This is a genomic window from Bacillus sp. OV322, assembly GCF_900112495.1.
GTDB lineage: Bacteria > Bacillota > Bacilli > Bacillales > DSM-1321 > Peribacillus.
In genome coordinates this window covers 26,413-42,643 of the sequence record NZ_FOMA01000008.1, presented here as the reverse complement: position 1 = coordinate 42,643, position 16,231 = coordinate 26,413, and the positions used below count along the sequence as shown (strand labels likewise).

16 protein-coding genes are annotated in these 16,231 nt (G+C 43.8%); 4 read left to right on the top strand and 12 right to left on the bottom strand.

Annotated features, from left to right (window positions below; translation table 11 throughout):
• The first annotated feature begins 36 nt into the window (after positions 1-36).
• On the top strand, positions 37-252 hold the full coding sequence (locus BM126_RS18640) for a hypothetical protein (RefSeq protein WP_090990934.1): 216 nt from the start codon (positions 37-39) through the stop codon (positions 250-252).
• Positions 253-307: 55 nt separating this feature from the next.
• Here the strand turns inward: BM126_RS18640 and BM126_RS18635 are convergent, their stop codons facing one another.
• From BM126_RS18635 to BM126_RS18605, 7 genes are all read right to left on the bottom strand, one after another.
• On the bottom strand, positions 308-1,021 hold the full coding sequence (locus BM126_RS18635) for an alpha/beta fold hydrolase (RefSeq protein WP_090990933.1): 714 nt from the start codon (positions 1,019-1,021) through the stop codon (positions 308-310).
• A 12-nt stretch (positions 1,022-1,033) separates the two neighbouring features.
• Positions 1,034-1,591, bottom strand: a complete 558-nt coding sequence (locus tag BM126_RS18630) for a GNAT family N-acetyltransferase (RefSeq protein ID WP_090990932.1) — start codon at positions 1,589-1,591, stop codon at positions 1,034-1,036.
• 169 nt (positions 1,592-1,760) lie between these two features.
• Positions 1,761-2,351: a TVP38/TMEM64 family protein gene (locus BM126_RS18625; RefSeq protein WP_090990931.1), complete on the bottom strand. Its 591-nt coding sequence runs from the start codon at positions 2,349-2,351 to the stop codon at positions 1,761-1,763.
• 50 nt (positions 2,352-2,401) lie between these two features.
• Entirely contained in the window at positions 2,402-3,202 is an 801-nt protein-coding gene (locus BM126_RS18620) for a DUF4097 family beta strand repeat-containing protein (protein WP_177201503.1), read from the bottom strand.
• The gene (locus BM126_RS18615) at positions 3,195-3,755 is read right to left on the bottom strand and encodes an HAAS signaling domain-containing protein (protein ID WP_090990929.1); all 561 of its coding nucleotides are present in this window, start codon (positions 3,753-3,755) and stop codon (positions 3,195-3,197) included. Before BM126_RS18615 ends, BM126_RS18620 begins: the two co-directional genes overlap by 8 nt.
• A complete protein-coding gene (locus tag BM126_RS18610) occupies positions 3,748-4,071 on the bottom strand; it encodes a PadR family transcriptional regulator (RefSeq protein ID WP_090990928.1) in 324 nt (107 codons plus the stop codon). The genes BM126_RS18615 and BM126_RS18610 overlap by 8 nt, the downstream gene beginning before the upstream one ends.
• 432 nt (positions 4,072-4,503) lie before the next feature.
• Positions 4,504-5,418: a diacylglycerol kinase gene (locus BM126_RS18605; RefSeq protein WP_071352899.1), complete on the bottom strand. Its 915-nt coding sequence runs from the start codon at positions 5,416-5,418 to the stop codon at positions 4,504-4,506.
• 345 nt (positions 5,419-5,763) lie between these two features.
• Here BM126_RS18605 and BM126_RS18600 point away from each other — a divergent pair, with 345 nt between their 5' ends.
• The 3 genes from BM126_RS18600 to BM126_RS18590 are packed head-to-tail and all read left to right on the top strand — an operon-like array spanning position 5,764 to position 8,992.
• Positions 5,764-7,047: an ABC transporter substrate-binding protein gene (locus tag BM126_RS18600; protein ID WP_090991039.1), complete on the top strand. Its 1,284-nt coding sequence runs from the start codon at positions 5,764-5,766 to the stop codon at positions 7,045-7,047.
• A gap of 59 nt (positions 7,048-7,106) precedes the next feature.
• Complete coding sequence (locus BM126_RS18595; protein ID WP_256213182.1) at positions 7,107-8,132, top strand: carbohydrate ABC transporter permease; 1,026 nt, start codon at positions 7,107-7,109, stop codon at positions 8,130-8,132.
• Positions 8,129-8,992: a carbohydrate ABC transporter permease gene (locus BM126_RS18590; protein WP_090990927.1), complete on the top strand. Its 864-nt coding sequence runs from the start codon at positions 8,129-8,131 to the stop codon at positions 8,990-8,992. The genes BM126_RS18595 and BM126_RS18590 overlap by 4 nt, the downstream gene beginning before the upstream one ends.
• 59 nt (positions 8,993-9,051) lie before the next feature.
• Here the strand turns inward: BM126_RS18590 and gatB are convergent, their stop codons facing one another.
• The 5 genes from gatB to BM126_RS18560 all read right to left on the bottom strand — a co-directional run bounded on the left by gatB (position 9,052) and on the right by BM126_RS18560 (position 16,228).
• Positions 9,052-10,482: an Asp-tRNA(Asn)/Glu-tRNA(Gln) amidotransferase subunit GatB gene (gene gatB / locus BM126_RS18585; RefSeq protein WP_090990926.1), complete on the bottom strand. Its 1,431-nt coding sequence runs from the start codon at positions 10,480-10,482 to the stop codon at positions 9,052-9,054.
• Between the two features lie 12 nt (positions 10,483-10,494).
• Positions 10,495-11,952, bottom strand: coding sequence for an Asp-tRNA(Asn)/Glu-tRNA(Gln) amidotransferase subunit GatA (gene gatA / locus BM126_RS18580; protein WP_090990925.1), 1,458 nt, complete (start codon positions 11,950-11,952; stop codon positions 10,495-10,497).
• A 13-nt stretch (positions 11,953-11,965) separates the two neighbouring features.
• On the bottom strand, positions 11,966-12,256 hold the full coding sequence (gatC, locus tag BM126_RS18575; RefSeq protein WP_071352931.1) for an Asp-tRNA(Asn)/Glu-tRNA(Gln) amidotransferase subunit GatC: 291 nt from the start codon (positions 12,254-12,256) through the stop codon (positions 11,966-11,968).
• Between the two features lie 978 nt (positions 12,257-13,234).
• Positions 13,235-14,782 carry an L-glutamate gamma-semialdehyde dehydrogenase gene (gene pruA, locus BM126_RS18565; protein WP_090990923.1) on the bottom strand — a complete coding sequence of 516 codons (1,548 nt, stop codon included), beginning with the start codon at positions 14,780-14,782 and terminating at the stop codon, positions 13,235-13,237.
• Positions 14,783-15,058: 276 nt separating this feature from the next.
• The gene (locus BM126_RS18560) at positions 15,059-16,228 is read right to left on the bottom strand and encodes a CamS family sex pheromone protein (protein ID WP_090990922.1); all 1,170 of its coding nucleotides are present in this window, start codon (positions 16,226-16,228) and stop codon (positions 15,059-15,061) included.
• Between the last annotated feature and the right edge of the window lie 3 nt (positions 16,229-16,231).

The window sequence follows — 16,231 nt, the reverse complement described above, 5'->3', positions numbered from 1 at the left end:
AACAAAATAAGAAAAAAGACAGTTGAGGTGAACAGAATGGGATTATTCAGTGCGATTGCTTCATGGAATGCTGCCCGTCAGGCGAAATTTATCTCGGAAATGGAATCCAAAGGCTGGTGCCCGGATTGCCGTGGAAAAGGCTTTAGCGCCTATGCACCGAATGAGTATTACTATAACAGTGTATTAGACTGTCCAGGCTGTGACGGAACCGGCAGTTATGCCAGCTGGTCTGAAACGAACGGGTTAAGCTAAAACGCGATCATGCCATGAAAAAATACGGCCGGAAACCGTATTTTTTTTGTTGCAGTCAGCGCTCTATTTCCTGGAAAAAATCATCCAATGTTTTGACAAACTCCTCTGCAACAGGTTCTTCCCCATCTTCATCCAGAATACGGATCCTACCATCCGGCACCGCTGCCAGGTATTCTTTTGCCCCTTCCTCAGTAAGTCCTGCTTTGCCGCTGCTGCTGCGCAGAATCAATACGGGGAAGGCCATATTTTTCAGATCCTCAAGAAAGCTGACCTCCTCGGAATCCTTTTCAATTTCCTTTAATGTTTCCATCGTCATCCGGTCAAGCACATTTCCGTGACGGCCTGGGATTTTAGCGAAAAACTCGCTCCACCCCTCCTGAAAATCCAAAGATACTGCAGGATAATCTCCGATAATAATGCCGCTGATCTGCCTCATATGATCTGCAGCATAGCGAAGGCTGTAGATGACTCCGGCCCCATAGCCAAACAGCACAAATTTGCCGATATCCACATGATTGATCACACTGCTGATATCCTCTGCATGGTCACGAAGCGTATAACCATGATGAGGCGTATCGCTTTGGCCCCTGCCTCTCATGGTGATCACAATGACCCGTCTCGGCAGCAGCGCCTCAAGAATATCACTGTAATCCTCTCCTGTTTCAGCCAAGCCGGGAACCATCACTAGCGGGATGTTTTCATTGGATGAACCTGTGTTATCTAAATAATGAATCCGTACGTCTCCGTTTCTCACCCAGCCCTCAAGCATCCTTTTGCCTCCTTAAAGAGTTTTTACCATATATTCATAACTGTGATGATTGATTGTTATAACCTTTGAAGTAGTGTAGCCGAGTCTGCTATATAGCTTCCGCGCTCTTATATTGTCCTCTTCCACGTTTAAGGATATGGTTTTATAGCCTTTTTCCTTAGCTAGCTTTTCCGATTCCGCCACAAGGCATGTTCCTACCCTTTTCCCCCAATGCGCAGGGTTTACACTCAATGTATCAATATAATAATCTTCATCTTCCGCTTCCTTTTCAACAGCACCATTTGTGCTTCCTGATGAGTGTAAATGAGCGATAATCGGGGCATCGAGCTCACTTGCATCACTTCCATAATAGGAGATAATAATGCCGGCGGCCCTTCCCTCCATTTCTGCCACAAGCGTATTGCGGTAGCTCAGCCTATTTACTTCCTGGCAGAAATAATCACGCAGCACTTTTCTTATTTTCTCTTCCTCCGTTTCCCCTGTCAGTGCCTCGGCAATGTCCTTGATGGCCAGGTGGATCAGTTCTGCAGCCTGTGCTGCATCTTCTATTCTCGCTTGTCTGACTTGCATGTCCTTCTCTCCCTTTTATACGTTTTCTCTACTTTACCATAGTTAAAATAGGAGAAAAAAATTTAATCAAACGTTTGATTAAATTTGCTGTAATCCTTTTATATAAAGAAACAGCCCTGCATCTTCTGCAGAGCTGCCCTTCTTCGAATCTTTATTACATTATAATATTTTAGCGCTCGCCAATCACTTTCCGAATTCTGGCCGCGGCCAAAAGTATGACAAGTATATAAAGGCCAACAAGAACTAGTATCGGCCAATTTCCTTTTTCGAGCTGATTTCCTGCAAGGGTAAATGTCAGCATGGCCGGCAGCTTGCCAAGCAAAGCAGCAAGAAGAAAGGTTCTCGTTTTTATTCCGGAAAGTGCCGCTCCGAGATTAATCACAGCTGAAGGAAATATGGGCAAGAGCCTTACAATCAAAAGAGAAAGAAAGGCATTATTCTCGATAAAATGAAGTAGGGCATCTGCTTTCTTATATTTTTTAATCAACCCATATGCTTTATTGCGGAATAGGAAACGTGACAGTATAAACATCAAAAGTGCGCCAAAAACCGCTCCGCCCCAGCTGATCAGAAAGGCAGGCCAGAATCCGAAAACAGCTCCAATTGCACCTGCTGCAGCTGGTATTGGCATAGCGGGAATAAAGGCAAGGACCATCATCAGCAAAAAGCTGAACACTCCTGACAACAACGTTCCTTCCTGCAAAAACAGCAATATATCTTTATCCATTTGTCTTCCTTTCTGCCTTGGCATCAGATCCATTATACAAAGAAACTGCAGGCATATCCCGCAGTCTTTTAATTCTATGAAAATTACCGTTTCACTTCAATACTTCCATTATTCGTTGTAAGCCTGATTTTATATTTTCCGCTGCCAAGTACTGCATCATGCTGATACTTATCAAGGATGTTGATTTTACCGTTATCGGCTCTAACGTGGAAGGCTGCATTCCGGGGCTCTTTTTCTGTTTTGATAGAAACTTTGCCATTATCGCAGTCAAGTGTGATATTGCGTTCAAGGTCACTAGCAATCATCTTGATTTCCCCGTTATTTGCCGCTGCCTTCACATCGCCAGTTACCTTATCTAAAAACATCCTGCCATTATCTGCAGAAATGGATGAGTGTTTTGATTGAATATTCTTCAGGTCGACATAGCCGTTATTTACAATTAATGTCAGGCTGTCCGTTTTCATATCTTTTGCCTTAATAAGTCCATTATCATTATGAACGGTCAGTGATCTGTACTGCTTTTGCGGAATATACACCTTCAGCTTTAAAGAAGTAAAGGAAAAATCAAAATTATAGAACTTTCTCTGCTTTTCTTTTACTTTAATTTTCAGTGTAGAGCCTTCTTTTTTTATGGTAAAGTCCAGCTGCTTTTGATCGGAGCTTTTGCCGCTCAGTACTGCTTTTGCCGGTCCTGAAGAAATAGGCTGAATTTCCACACCTGCATTGTCAGTATCAATGACCACGTTTTTGTAGTTTGAATCTGCTGCTGTTTTGTTTTGCGAAATCCGTACTTCTTTTCCTGATTGATACGTTAAAAGTGCCCCTGCAATTCCAATGATCAAAAGAAGAGCTGCCAGTATACTTAGTTTTTTTATTTTACCCACGATTCAGACCGCCTTTCACAACAGAAGCATTGAATTTCAGATAACGGATCAGCCCGCGGACCAATGCATATGTTGCGTAGTACATGCCAATTAAAATGAAGAGCCCGGCTCCGCATAATCCTATAGAAAAGAACAAATCATACCATTCGAAGGTACCACGGTAAATCGCTGAACCCACAAGGACCATAAGAGGGCTAAGGATAAAAGCTGCTCCTGAAATCCATCCTGCGGCCATTGCACCAGCTATTCCAATCACAGGCCCCAGGATAAACACAATATTGAAAAACCCAAGCCCGAGTGCAGCCCATGTCGCCCGCAGGATATTTCCGGTTGTAACCTTCTTTTCGGCCTTTCCTATATGATAAGAAGCAAGCAGCTCCTTGGCGTTTTGCTGGGGAGACCCTAGTGAAGCTGAAATCCGCTCCTCACTTTTGCCTTCCTCAATCCCGTTTGCGAAGTGTTCTTCATAATCCCAAAGGATATCCTTTCTCTCATGAGCAGGAAGACGCTTCAGGGCCATATCCAATTGATGCAGATATTGTTCTTTATTCATGGCTCACACCTTCTTTAATTAATGTATTGACTCCATTTGTAAACTCATTCCACTCTGCTATCAGCTCTTTCAAGTAATTACGCCCTTTATCTGTAAGCTTGTAGTACTTACGTGAAGGGCCCTCGCTCGATTCCTGCAAATATGTCGTGAAATACTCTTCCTTTGTTAGCCTTCTAAGCAAGGGATACACAGAGCCCTCAGAAATTTCTATCTGATCGGATATTTTTTGCACAAGCTCATATCCGTAGCGGTCTTTTTTATCTAAAAGCACGAGCACGCATAACTCCAAGACGCCTTTTTTAAATTGTACGTTCACCTTTCACACCCCTTATCACCTTTTTACTACTATACATTGTATGGTACTGTTCCATGATATGTACCTTTAATTCATAATATACCACCCGCTATTGTTTATTGCAAGGTACTGGTTTATATTTTTTTTATATTTATTCTAACTATAAAGTAAACGGCATGAGACAGGCTCTAAGTGTTTTTCTCGTGCCTAGCCCATTTATGCTTCCCTGCCTTCATTTTTTGGCGCAATTTTAATAAATATAGGCTCTTTTCTTAAACATTGTTGTTTTTTAATGAGTTCTGAGAGGTGATCTCATTATTAAATGGGGCCGATTGGAGTGCAATGTGCGAGACTCCTGCTTAGATTAGCGGGAAGGCGAGACACCAAAGGCAGCCTAAATATAAAATACCCCCTGAGACTGCTATCTCAGGGGGTATTTGTTTTCATTCAGCATTATTGATTAGCCGGATCATCAGCAAGTTTGCCTTTAGGCACAAACACATTGAAATGGCGGTACTGGTTCACAAATTCTGCAGGTGCAAGCCCGCCGAATTCCCCATCCAGATTCAGCTGCATTTTGTCCTTAGTAATGACCTTGATTCTGTTGGCTTTGGCATAGATGACATTCCGGTCATTCACATGCTCGCCTCGAATGGCCAATGAAGCGATCCTGATGAAATCAGCCAGGTTCGTTTTCTTAAGAATCAGCATGGTAAACATTCCGTCATTCAGTGATGCATCCGGGGCAAGTCTTTCAAAACCGCCGACTGAATTCGTATTCGCCACTAAAAACAGCATGATTTCGCCTTCGAAGATTTTTCCGTCATATTCAATGCTAACTTCTGTCGGCTTGATGGATGGCAGCATCTCAATACCCTTTAAGTAGTATGCAAGCTGCCCGATCATGGTCTTCAGCTTGCTTGGCACTTCATAAGTGAGCTCAGTCAGGCGCCCTCCGCCGGCAATATTTATAAAGTATTTTTCGTTCATTTTCCCGATATCTATTGGCATGGTATGGCCAGCTGCAATAATATCCACAGCATTTTCAATGGACCTTGGCACATGGATGGCGCGCGCAAAGTCATTGGTTGTCCCAACCGGAATGATTCCAAGATTAGGACGAACCTCAGCATCGGCTAGCCCATTAACAACCTCATAAATCGTGCCGTCACCGCCTGCTGCAATTACCGTATCATAGCCCCGCTCAATGGCAATCCGTGCAGCATTCGTGGCATCACCCTCACACGTCGTGGCGTGGCAGGAGGCTTCATAGCCTGCCATTTCAAGCTTTGCCAATACTTGCGGCAGATGCTTCTTGATTGCTTCCCTGCCTGAAGTCGGATTATAAATCAATCTTGCTCTTTTCATTTCCATCATCCTATTTTCAAAATCAAGACTTTGTCTTTTTATGGTAACGATTCATATCTAAAAATGCAATGTCCCGCTGGCAGCCAGTCCATCCTGGCGCCTATCTTTTCTTATCCGCTCATATCCGCTTTTTTTCAATCAGCATTCCCGCTAAAAATTATACTGCATTTCACTCCATAACTCCAGTTCAAGCAATGATTTATGGGTGCGGAGCCACTAACAGATTCCACAAAAAAACCTGCCGGATAAATTTAGCAGGTTTCATTTGTTGTTATTTGTGGTAAATGCAAGGTTGGAATACTTTCTTGAAATAACAACTAAATGGAGGTACATATTGTGAGAAGAATGAAATGGGTTTTGCTGATGTCAGTCGCTGCCTGCTTGATGCTCTCTGCATGCTCAGGCGGATCGGGCGGTGCATCTGATAAAACAAAGGACGGAAAAGTGGTTGTAAGCTTCCAGACTTTCTGGGGCTCTGAAACAAGAAAACCGGTAATTGAGAAAATTGTGAAGGATTTCAATCAATCACAAGATAAAATTGAAGTTAAACATACATATGTGCCATGGGGAGATATTTGGACAAAGAACCTGGCAGCAGTCGCAGCGGGAAATCCCGCAGATGTTATCGTCAATGACATAAACAGTGTTTCCCACCGGGCACAAAATAAGCAATCTGAGGACCTGTCTCCATACATAAATGAAAGCATCAAAAATGAGTTGTACCCGAACCTCTGGAAGACCGTTGAATACAAAGGGAAATTCTACGGCGTTCCCTTTACAACAGATACACGTTTGCTTTTCTACAATAAAAAAGATTTCAAAGAAGCGGGACTCGACCCTAACCGCCCTCCTTCCACATGGAAAGAGCTTGAAGATTATGCTAAGAAACTCGATGTAAAAAAAGGCAGCAGCTATGAGCGCATCGGCTTTTATCCGACATGGGGAAGCTTTGGTGCAGGAAGCTGGATGGCCAATGCAGACAACGGAAAAGGCTTTATAGAAGGTGACAAGCTTGAGATTACGACTCCAAGAAAGATAGAAACACTGAAATGGATCGCCGATTGGAGAAAACGCCTTGGAGATAAAAACCTGCAGAAATATGAAGCAGACTTCGGCAGCGGCCAATCCAACCCATTCATATCCGGCAAGGTTTCCATGTGGACAGATGTTGCCACATTCTATACGCAGATCCGCGATTCTAAAACAAACATGGACTTTGGTGTAGCTCCTATGCCTGCCTATGACAGCAGCAGCAGGCACTGGAATGAAGGCGGCGGATTTGTACTGGAAATCCCTAAAGGCGCCAAGCATCCAAAAGAAGCAGCAGCCTTCATAAAATACATGGCTGGCGTAAAGGCACAGGAATACTGGGCAAAGAAAAACTATGATAATATCGCCAACATGCAGGCTGCCAAAAACGTGATTAAAGGTTTTAGCGGCAAGGAAAAAATGGTTTATCAGCAGGCTGTGGATAATCTGAAGGATACCAGGCTTCATCCTGTACCGATTCATTATCCGGATTACCAGTCAAGAATCGACCCGCAGATAGACGCAGCCATCCATGGCAAGAAATCGGCGAAGAAGGCACTTGAAAAAGCAGAAAAAGATGTAAAGCAGCAAAAAAAATAAGAACGATAGAATGAGAGGCCATCTTGGCTTCTCTTCTTTCTAATGAAAAGAGGTCTGGCATGATGCGAGAAGCAACACTTAAAAATGAAGCCGGCGCCATTGAATCAGCCCAGAAGAAGAAAACTGGTGCCGGTAATGAAGGAAAACAAACAAAGCCAAACATATTGCTTTTTAAAAAATCAAGATCCAGCACCCGCAAATCTGACAACCTGATTGGATACATATTCATCTCTCCATGGCTTATCGGCCTGCTATTTTTGACGGCCGGCCCGCTCCTGTTTTCACTTTATGCGAGCTTCACAGATTACAACATTACCTCAAAGATGAACTTTATCGGACTCACAAACTATAAAAGAATGTTCACAATGGATGACCTGTTTTGGACGTCCTTATGGAATACCTGCTATTTTGTCCTATTTTCCGTTCCGCTCACAACCGCAGGTGCCATCTTTGTCGCTGTATTAATGAACCAGAGAATACCAGGCATGAAGATATTCCGTACCATCTTTTATCTGCCTGCGATCCTTTCAGGCGTGGCCGTTTACTTTTTGTGGATGCAGCTGTTAAGCCCATCTTCAGGCCTTGTGAACACATTCCTTGGCTGGTTCGGCATCGAAGGACCATCCTGGCTGTTCGACCCGGCATGGACAAAGCCTGCCCTTATCATGATGAAGCTTTGGAGTGTTGGAGGAGGCATGCTTCTGTACCTTGCACGTTTGCAAAGCATCTCTCCTTCCCTCTATGAAGCAGCCGATCTGGACGGTGCAAACAGTTTTCAGAAGTTCTTCCGCATCACACTGCCTATGTTATCGCCGATTATCTTCTTTGATCTGATAACAAGCACAATTGGCGCTTTCCAAATTTTCCAGGAGGCCTATGTGATGACACAGAATGGAGACGGAGGGCCATCCAACTCCCTGCTGTTCTTTAATCTGCATATGTGGAACAATGCCTTTGAAGTATTCGATATGGGCTACGCATCCTCTATGGCCTGGTTCTTATTCGTTATTATCATGGTTCTCACCTTCTTCAACATGAAGTTCAGTAAAAAGTGGGTGCATTATGATGGAGGTGAAAATAAATGAATACAGAAGTGAAGTTTTACAAAACAAATAAATTCCGGAGAAATACAAGGAATGCACTTGTTTTTACGTTACTTGTGCTTGGGAGCCTTGTTTTGCTGACGCCTCTTTGGTGGATGGTTTCTACTTCCCTGAAGTCGCCAGCTGAAATTATGCAGAACCCGCCGTCTTTCATTCCGAAAGCCTTCCATTTCTCGAATTATGCCAAAGCCTGGAATTCAGCTCCTTTTACAAGATGGGGGCTGAATACACTGTTCATCTCTGTAGTGTCTACAATTGGCAGCGTACTTGTGAACTCCTTTGTTGCATACGGATTTGCAAAAATCCGTTTTAAAGGCAGAAATATTCTATTTACACTTGTTCTTTCTACTATGCTGATTCCGGGTTTTGTGACAATGGTCCCTCAGTATATCATGTTCTCAAAAATCGGCTGGGTAAATACCTATCTGCCTTTAATTGTTCCTGCTTTTCTAGGCAGTGCGTTTTTCATCTTCCTGCTTCGCCAATTCATGATGACCATACCGGACGAGTTCATCGAGGCGGCGATCATGGACGGTGCCAGCCACTTTAAAATCTGGTGGCACATTATGCTGCCGCTGACAAAGCCTGCACTGATCACGGTAGCTGTATTCTCCTTTAACGGCTCCTGGAATGACCTGTTAGGGCCGCTCTTGTATCTAAGCGATGAAAAGCTGTACACCCTGCAGCTTGGTCTTCAGACCTTCAAGGGCAGCATGCAGGTACAGTGGCACTACTTAATGTCGATGTCAGTAATGGTTCTGATTCCGACGCTAATTCTTTTCTTTATCTTTCAGCGTCACTTCATCGAAGGCTCAAATATATCATCCGGGACAAAAGGATAAGTGCAAAAAAAGCTGTCATGAAGGAAATCAAACCTTTCATGACAGCTTTTTTACTGCTTTTATCGCTTATTGATTTCCTCAACAAGAATCTTATTCACTAACGGCGGATTCGCCTGTCCTTTAGTCGCTTTCATGATTTGGCCGACAAGGAAGCCGATTGCTTTGTTTTTGCCATTCTTGAAGTCTTCAATCGATTGCGGATTGCTGTCGAGCGCCTCACCGACGATCTTGCGGAGGGCCCCTTCATCAGAAATCTGGACAAGTCCCTTTTCCTTTACGATTTCTTCTGCGTTTCCGCCTTTTTCGGCCAATTCCTTGAAGACCTGCTTGGCAATCTTCGTAGAAATTGTGCCATTTTCAATCAGCTTGATTAAGCCTGCAAGCGATTCAGAAGTCAGTGCGGCTTCATGCAGCTCTTTTCCTTCTGCATTCAAATATGCGGATAGTTCGCCCATGATCCAGTTGGAAGCAAGCTTCGGATCAGTTCCGAGCGCTACAGTTTCTTCAAAAAAGTCTGCCGTTTCCTTTGTTACGGTCAAAACTGCCGCATCATATGCAGACAATCCAAATTCCTCTGTATAGCGTTTTTTCCGCTGATCTGGGAGCTCAGGAATTTCAGAGCGGATCCTATTTTTCCACTCTTCATCAATAAAGATGGACAATAGATCAGGCTCCGGGAAGTACCGGTAATCATCTGATCCTTCCTTCACACGCATTAACAGGGTTTTGCCCGTGCTTTCATCAAACCGGCGTGTTTCCTGTTCAATCGATCCTCCGGATGATAAGATCTCTTCCTGGCGCTTTTCCTCATACTCCAGCCCTTTACGGACGAAGCTGAAGGAGTTTAAGTTTTTAAGCTCTGTTTTGGTGCCAAGCTCAAGCTGGCCAACAGGGCGAAGAGAGATATTAGCATCACAGCGCAGGGAGCCTTCCTCCATTTTGCAGTCAGACACTCCAGTATACTGGATGATGGATTTAAGTTTTTCCAGATAAGCATACGCTTCTTCCGGTGTCGAAATATCAGGCTCAGATACAATTTCAACCAGCGGCGTCCCCTGGCGGTTATAATCACAAAGCGAATAACCGTCACCAGTATGTGTCAGCTTACCTGCATCTTCTTCCATATGGATCCTTGTGATGCCGATTTTCTTTTTCTTTCCGCCAGCTTCAATTTCGATCCAGCCATGCTCGCCGATCGGCTTATCAAATTGGGAAATCTGATATGCTTTCGGATTGTCCGGATAAAAGTAGTTTTTACGGTCGAATTTCGTTTCTTCGGCAATTTCACAGTTTAAAGCCATTGCAGCCTTCATTGAAAAGTTCACAGCTTTTTTATTGATGACTGGAAGCACGCCCGGATAGCCTAAGTCAATCACGCTTGTATTAGTGTTCGGTGCAGCACCAAAGTGGTTTGGGCTGTCCGAGAAAATTTTTGAATCTGTTTTAAGCTCTACATGTACTTCAAGGCCAATCACTGTTTCAAATTTCATCACGTTCACCCCTTACAATTGCGGTAATTTTTTATAAAAGTCTCCTGCCTGTTCAAAGGCATGCGCTACTTGGTACACCGTACTTTCATCAAAGTGCTTTCCGATAATCTGAAGCCCAAGAGGCAGTCCGCCGGCAAAGCCGCACGGTACGGAAATGGCAGGAACTCCCGCCAGGTTCACAGGGATGGTCAAAATATCATTAGCATACATGGTTAATGGATCATCCGTCTTTTCGCCGATCTTAAAGGCCGGTGTCGGAGTGGTCGGCCCGACAATCACATCATATTTTTCAAATACATCTTCAAAATCTTTTTTAATCAGTGTGCGCACTTTTTGGGCCTTTTTATAATACGCATCATAGTACCCCGAGCTTAGGGAGAAGGTTCCAAGCATGATCCGGCGCTTCACCTCATCTCCAAAGCCTTCAGAACGTGTCTGCTTGTACATGTCAAGCAGGTTCTGTGCTCCATCTGTCCTGTAGCCGTATCTGACGCCGTCAAAACGGGACAGGTTGGCTGATGCCTCAGATGAGGAAAGCAGATAATAAGCGGACAGCGCATATTTAGAATGCGGCAGCGACACTTCCTCCCACTCGGCGCCAAGGCCCTCTAATACCTTAAGAGCTGCTAAAACGGAATTTCTCGCTTCTTCTCCAACACCCTCACCCAAATATTCCTTAGGAACGGCGATCTTCAGCCCCCTGATATCTCCAGTCAAAGAAGAAGAGAAACTTGGCACATCCACATTCGCAGAGGTTGAATCCATGTGGTCGATGCCTGAAATGGCTTCAAGCAAATAGGCATTATCCTCAACCGTCCTTGTAACAGGACCAATTTGGTCAAGTGAGGAAGCAAAAGCCACTAGGCCGAAACGCGACACTCTTCCGTATGTAGGCTTTAAGCCAACAACTCCGCAGTAGGCTGCAGGCTGGCGAATCGAGCCGCCCGTATCTGATCCTAAGGAAAATAGGACTTCACCTGCTGCTACTGATGCTGCAGACCCGCCTGAAGAGCCACCCGGGACATAATCCGTATTCCATGGATTGCGGGTAACCTGGAATGCGGAGTTTTCATTGGAGGAGCCCATCGCAAACTCGTCCATATTCAGCTTTCCAATCGTGATCGTTTCCGCTTTTTTCAGTTTTTGAACGACTGTGGAATCATATATCGGATTAAAGTTTTCAAGGATTCTGCTTCCGCTCGTAGTGCGCAGGTTTTCTGTCACAATATTGTCTTTAATCCCGATCGGCAAGCCGAAAAGGTTGCCATGATCTTTTCCTGTCTCAATTCTTTCATCTATTTCCTTCGCCTTGCTGCGGGCATTTTCTTCATCAAGTGTTAAAAAGGCCTTAATCTGACCATCCACCTGCCCGATTCTTTCAAAAGATTCATTCACAAGTTCAGAGGCTTTAATTTCTTTCCTATGTAAAAGCTTGTAAAGCTCTGGAACACCATGCTGAAACAATGACATCCTTTTCCCCTCCTTAATCCATAATGGACGGAACCCTTATGTGTCCATCCTTGCTGTCTGGTGCATTTTTCAGCACCTTATCAATCGGCAAGCCTTCTTTCGCAATATCCTCTCTCATGACATTGGACATTTTCAGCACATGTGAAGTTGGTTCAACATTTTCTGTATCCAGCTCATTTAGCTGCTCTGCAAAAGAAATCATAGTATCAAGCTGCTTCTGAAATTGAACAGCTTCCTCCTCAGAAATAGCGAGCCTTGCCAGATGTGCCACATGCTTGACCTGATCCATCGTAATCCGTGACATCTTTCCACCTCCGGAAATTAATAAAAACAGCACCTTAACCGTGCTGATGCCCCAATAAAGGGAAGGCTTCACACCCCCTGATTGAAAAAATCGGCTCTTAACGAAAAGGGCCGATGATCATTCATAATGGTTCTGCAAAAGCCTGATTTTTATCTGTTTGAACATTCTTTTAAATCATATCAGACTATCTTACATTAAAGCAACAATAGATAGTATAGGAAAACAGATCTTCACCATGCTTCCGCTTTCATTTTCAGTAATGAACGGTTTTATAATATGGGCATGTATAATTCCGCATGAATCGCCTTCAACAGTTCATTAAAAAACAACAGTTTTTAAGAAAAAAGTCAAAATAACAGAAGGAAATTGTGAATATTGTCCGGGAAATAGTCTCTTTTTGTAATGCAGCCGGGAAATATGGCAGTTTACCACTTCACTCTGCACTAAAACCTTACCTCCATTTCTTACATTCAGCCATAATCTATCTTTTTTCCCGCTTTTGCAGATAAGAGGAGCAAAGGAATAATTACAGATAGCTTGAGTACTTTCTTTCTTTTTGTTGAAATTGGTAGGTAAATTAAATGATAGACTTGATATTGACACTCTTATTGAAAATGTTTGGAGAGAACACAAAGGTACACTCCCTTATAATCCAACATTTTATAAAGTGGATAACTAAAGTTGGATTTCTTGGTATGTTTTTTTATGTTCTGTGAGGCGCCCTAGTGTTAAGTCAGGTTGATTGGAGCGTAAGGTGCGAGACTCCTGCGGGATTAGCGGAATAGGTGAGACCCCGCAGGCGCAGCCGAGGGAGGCTCACCGGCCGCCCCGCGGAAAGCGAGCATCCTGGAGCGGAAATCAGCCACCTTGTTCCATAGCAGCAAAGTTTACGAAAATAGTTCAAAACAAAAAAGACTGCAGGCAAACCCGCTTTTTCGGGTTTGTCTACAGTCCGAGCCCTTCCATGAACGGAAGAGATTAATAGGCTTCTGATGTTGTTTTCCCTTGCATGTGAAGGGCGATGTAATCCGGGCCGCCTGCTTTGGAATCTGTACCTGACATGTTGAATCCGCCGAATGGCTGGTATCCGACAATAGCTCCTGTACAGCCGCGGTTAAAGTATAGGTTTCCAACATGGAAATCCTCGCGCGCTTTTTCCATGTTTTCTCGGTTGCTTGTGATAACTGCACCTGTCAAACCGTAATCTGTATTGTTGGCAATTTCGATAGCATGGTCGAAATCCTTTGCTTTAGCGAATGCCACTACAGGACCAAAGATTTCTTCCTGCATCAAGCGAGCTTTCGGATCCAGGTCTGCAATGATTGTCGGCTGGACGAAGTATCCTTTAGAGTCGTCGCCTTCTCCGCCGGCTAATAGCCTGCCTTCTCCTTTTCCGATTTCAATGTATTCAAGAATTTTATTATAAGCAGCCTGGTCAATTACCGGCCCCATGAAGTGTGACTGGTCTTCCGGATTTCCGACAGTCAATTCCTTCGTTAATTCTACAGCACGGTTTAAGACTTGGTCATACACATCTTCTACGATAACAGCACGGGAACATGCTGAACACTTTTGTCCAGAGAAGCCGAATGCCGATTTCACGATAGACTGCGCTGCCAATTCAAGATCTGCTTCTTTGTCAACGACAATTGTATCTTTGCCGCCCATTTCAGCGATCACGCGCTTAAGCCAGATTTGGCCTTCGTTTACCTTAGAAGCACGCTCAAAAATGCGGATGCCGACTTCACGTGATCCTGTGAAGGAAACAAAGCGTGTGCGCGGATGGTCTACCAGGTAGTCCCCAACTTCTGCACCGCTTCCCGGCACGAAGTTCAGGACGCCCTTAGGAAGGCCTGCTTCTTCCATTACTTCTACAAACTTCGCTGCAACAATCGGTGTTGTTGAAGCCGGCTTTAATAGTACCGTGTTTCCGGCAACGATGGCAGCAACAGTCGTTCCAGCCATGATTGCAAATGGGAAGTTCCATGGAGAAATGATAATGCCGACACCAAGCGGTATATAATCAAAACGGTTAAACTCGTCCGGACGGCTTTGAACAGGAAGTCCATTTTTCAATTTCAGCATCTGGCGCGCATAAAATTCAAGGAAATCAATTGCTTCAGCAGTATCTGCATCTGCTTCATGCCAAGGCTTTCCTGCTTCCTTCGTCATAAGAGCTGAGAACTCGTGCTTACGGCGGCGGATGATGGCAGCTGCTTTAAAAAGAACATCAGCTCTTACCTCCGGCTTCACCTTGCGCCATGATTTAAATGCTTCATCAGCAGCCTCCATTGCCTTTTCAGCCAAGTCGCGGCTCGCTTTTGAAACGCTTCCAATTACTTCGTCTTTATTAGCAGGATTGTAAGAAACAATTTTATCTTCAGTGGAGATTCTTTCTCCTCCGATTAATAGGTCATAGTCTTTGCCAAGGTATTCCTTAACGGTTTTTAATCCTTCAAGGAACCCACTTTTATTGGAGTCTTGAGAAAAGTCAGTAAATGGTTCATGCTTGTATGCCTGTACCAAGATAATCCCTCCTATGTATAATTCTTTAACACCATCTATCATTTTAACTGATAAGTTCAAACTCTTCAAACATCTTCATATAGTATTTCTGAAAGAATTCTCTAAAAATCTTTTAATCTCTTCTTTTTACATCCATGTCTGTTCATATTGCCAGGTAATTTTCGCTTCTGCCGCCTGCTTTGCACAGACTGTTATACCCTGTTTCTTACGCTCAAGCCTGAGGCAAATTCACGCAAAAAACCCCGGCACAGGAGTACCGGGATTTCCTAAAGTCTATTAATCATAAATATGGACGGTTGGCTGGTCCTGATTCGCTTTGCGCACAATAAGTGCTTCCGGTCCATTTACAGATGTAATGGACACCTGGACGGAAACATACGCAGGAAATCGCTCCATAACGAGTCCTGTTACATATTGGGTGAAGCCCACTGCTTCTGAGCTCCCGTAAAATTGAATCGGAATATCAATATTTAAAGACTTCATTTGATCTTCTTCATAAAAAGCCCTTCCCATTACTCCATTGAAGTTAGGGAAATACTTTTCTACATCCTGTTTAAAGTTCAGGAATGCCACATTGTCATCTCTGTGATCTGTATTTGCAGTATCAGAGGGAAGGAGATAATACTTTTCATTCACCTTTTCCCATTTATCCACCTGACCGCTTCCTGCATCTACATTTGTGTAATAAATGAAATTCCCCGGAATCACAGAAGATTTCTGTTTTTGCTCAAATAAAGCAATCGTAATTGGAATGTTTTTCAGCTTGTCCATCTTTCTAAGGCGCTGTAATACCTGCTGGGCGATTTGTTTACCATGTGAAACAACCTCCGCCTGAGGAACTTTTGTATTGTAGGTAGCGCCGTACTCTTCTTTTTGATAATAGTGTACAGAATTGAGGGCAAGGCCAATCACAACTCCGCCAAGGCTCACCTTATTCTTTGAATCCTTAAGCAGATAATCCTGCTCAAGAATGTGGGCCAGGTATATCGGATATTTCTTATTTCGGGTATCAATATTGCCTTTACCCGGATCCAATGGATTCAAGCCAATATTATCGCTGGCCTTTATGCCATTTTCCTTAGCCTGTGCCTTAGTGAATTTGCGGTTCAGCCAAAGATTCACGGTATGTGAATCCAGGGACTGCCCTTCCTGGAAAAGATACTTATTCGGATCAAAATTATTCTGCGCTATTCTCATGAGCCCTGTTTCGAACTCTTTAATGTCATAGCGGGTATTTAAATTGGAAACTACAAGTCCTCTCGCTTTTGCCGGTTCAAATGGCAGTATCGTGCGGTAGTATTCATCAGAAATCTTGTACTTTGGAATAATCGCTTTTTCCTTTGATTTTGATGAATCCTTCACCACTTCCTGCTGCTTGTCGAATTTCGGGGCACACCCCGCGAGAAACAGCATTATAATCAGCACGAGAAAGGGAATTTTCTTCATGGC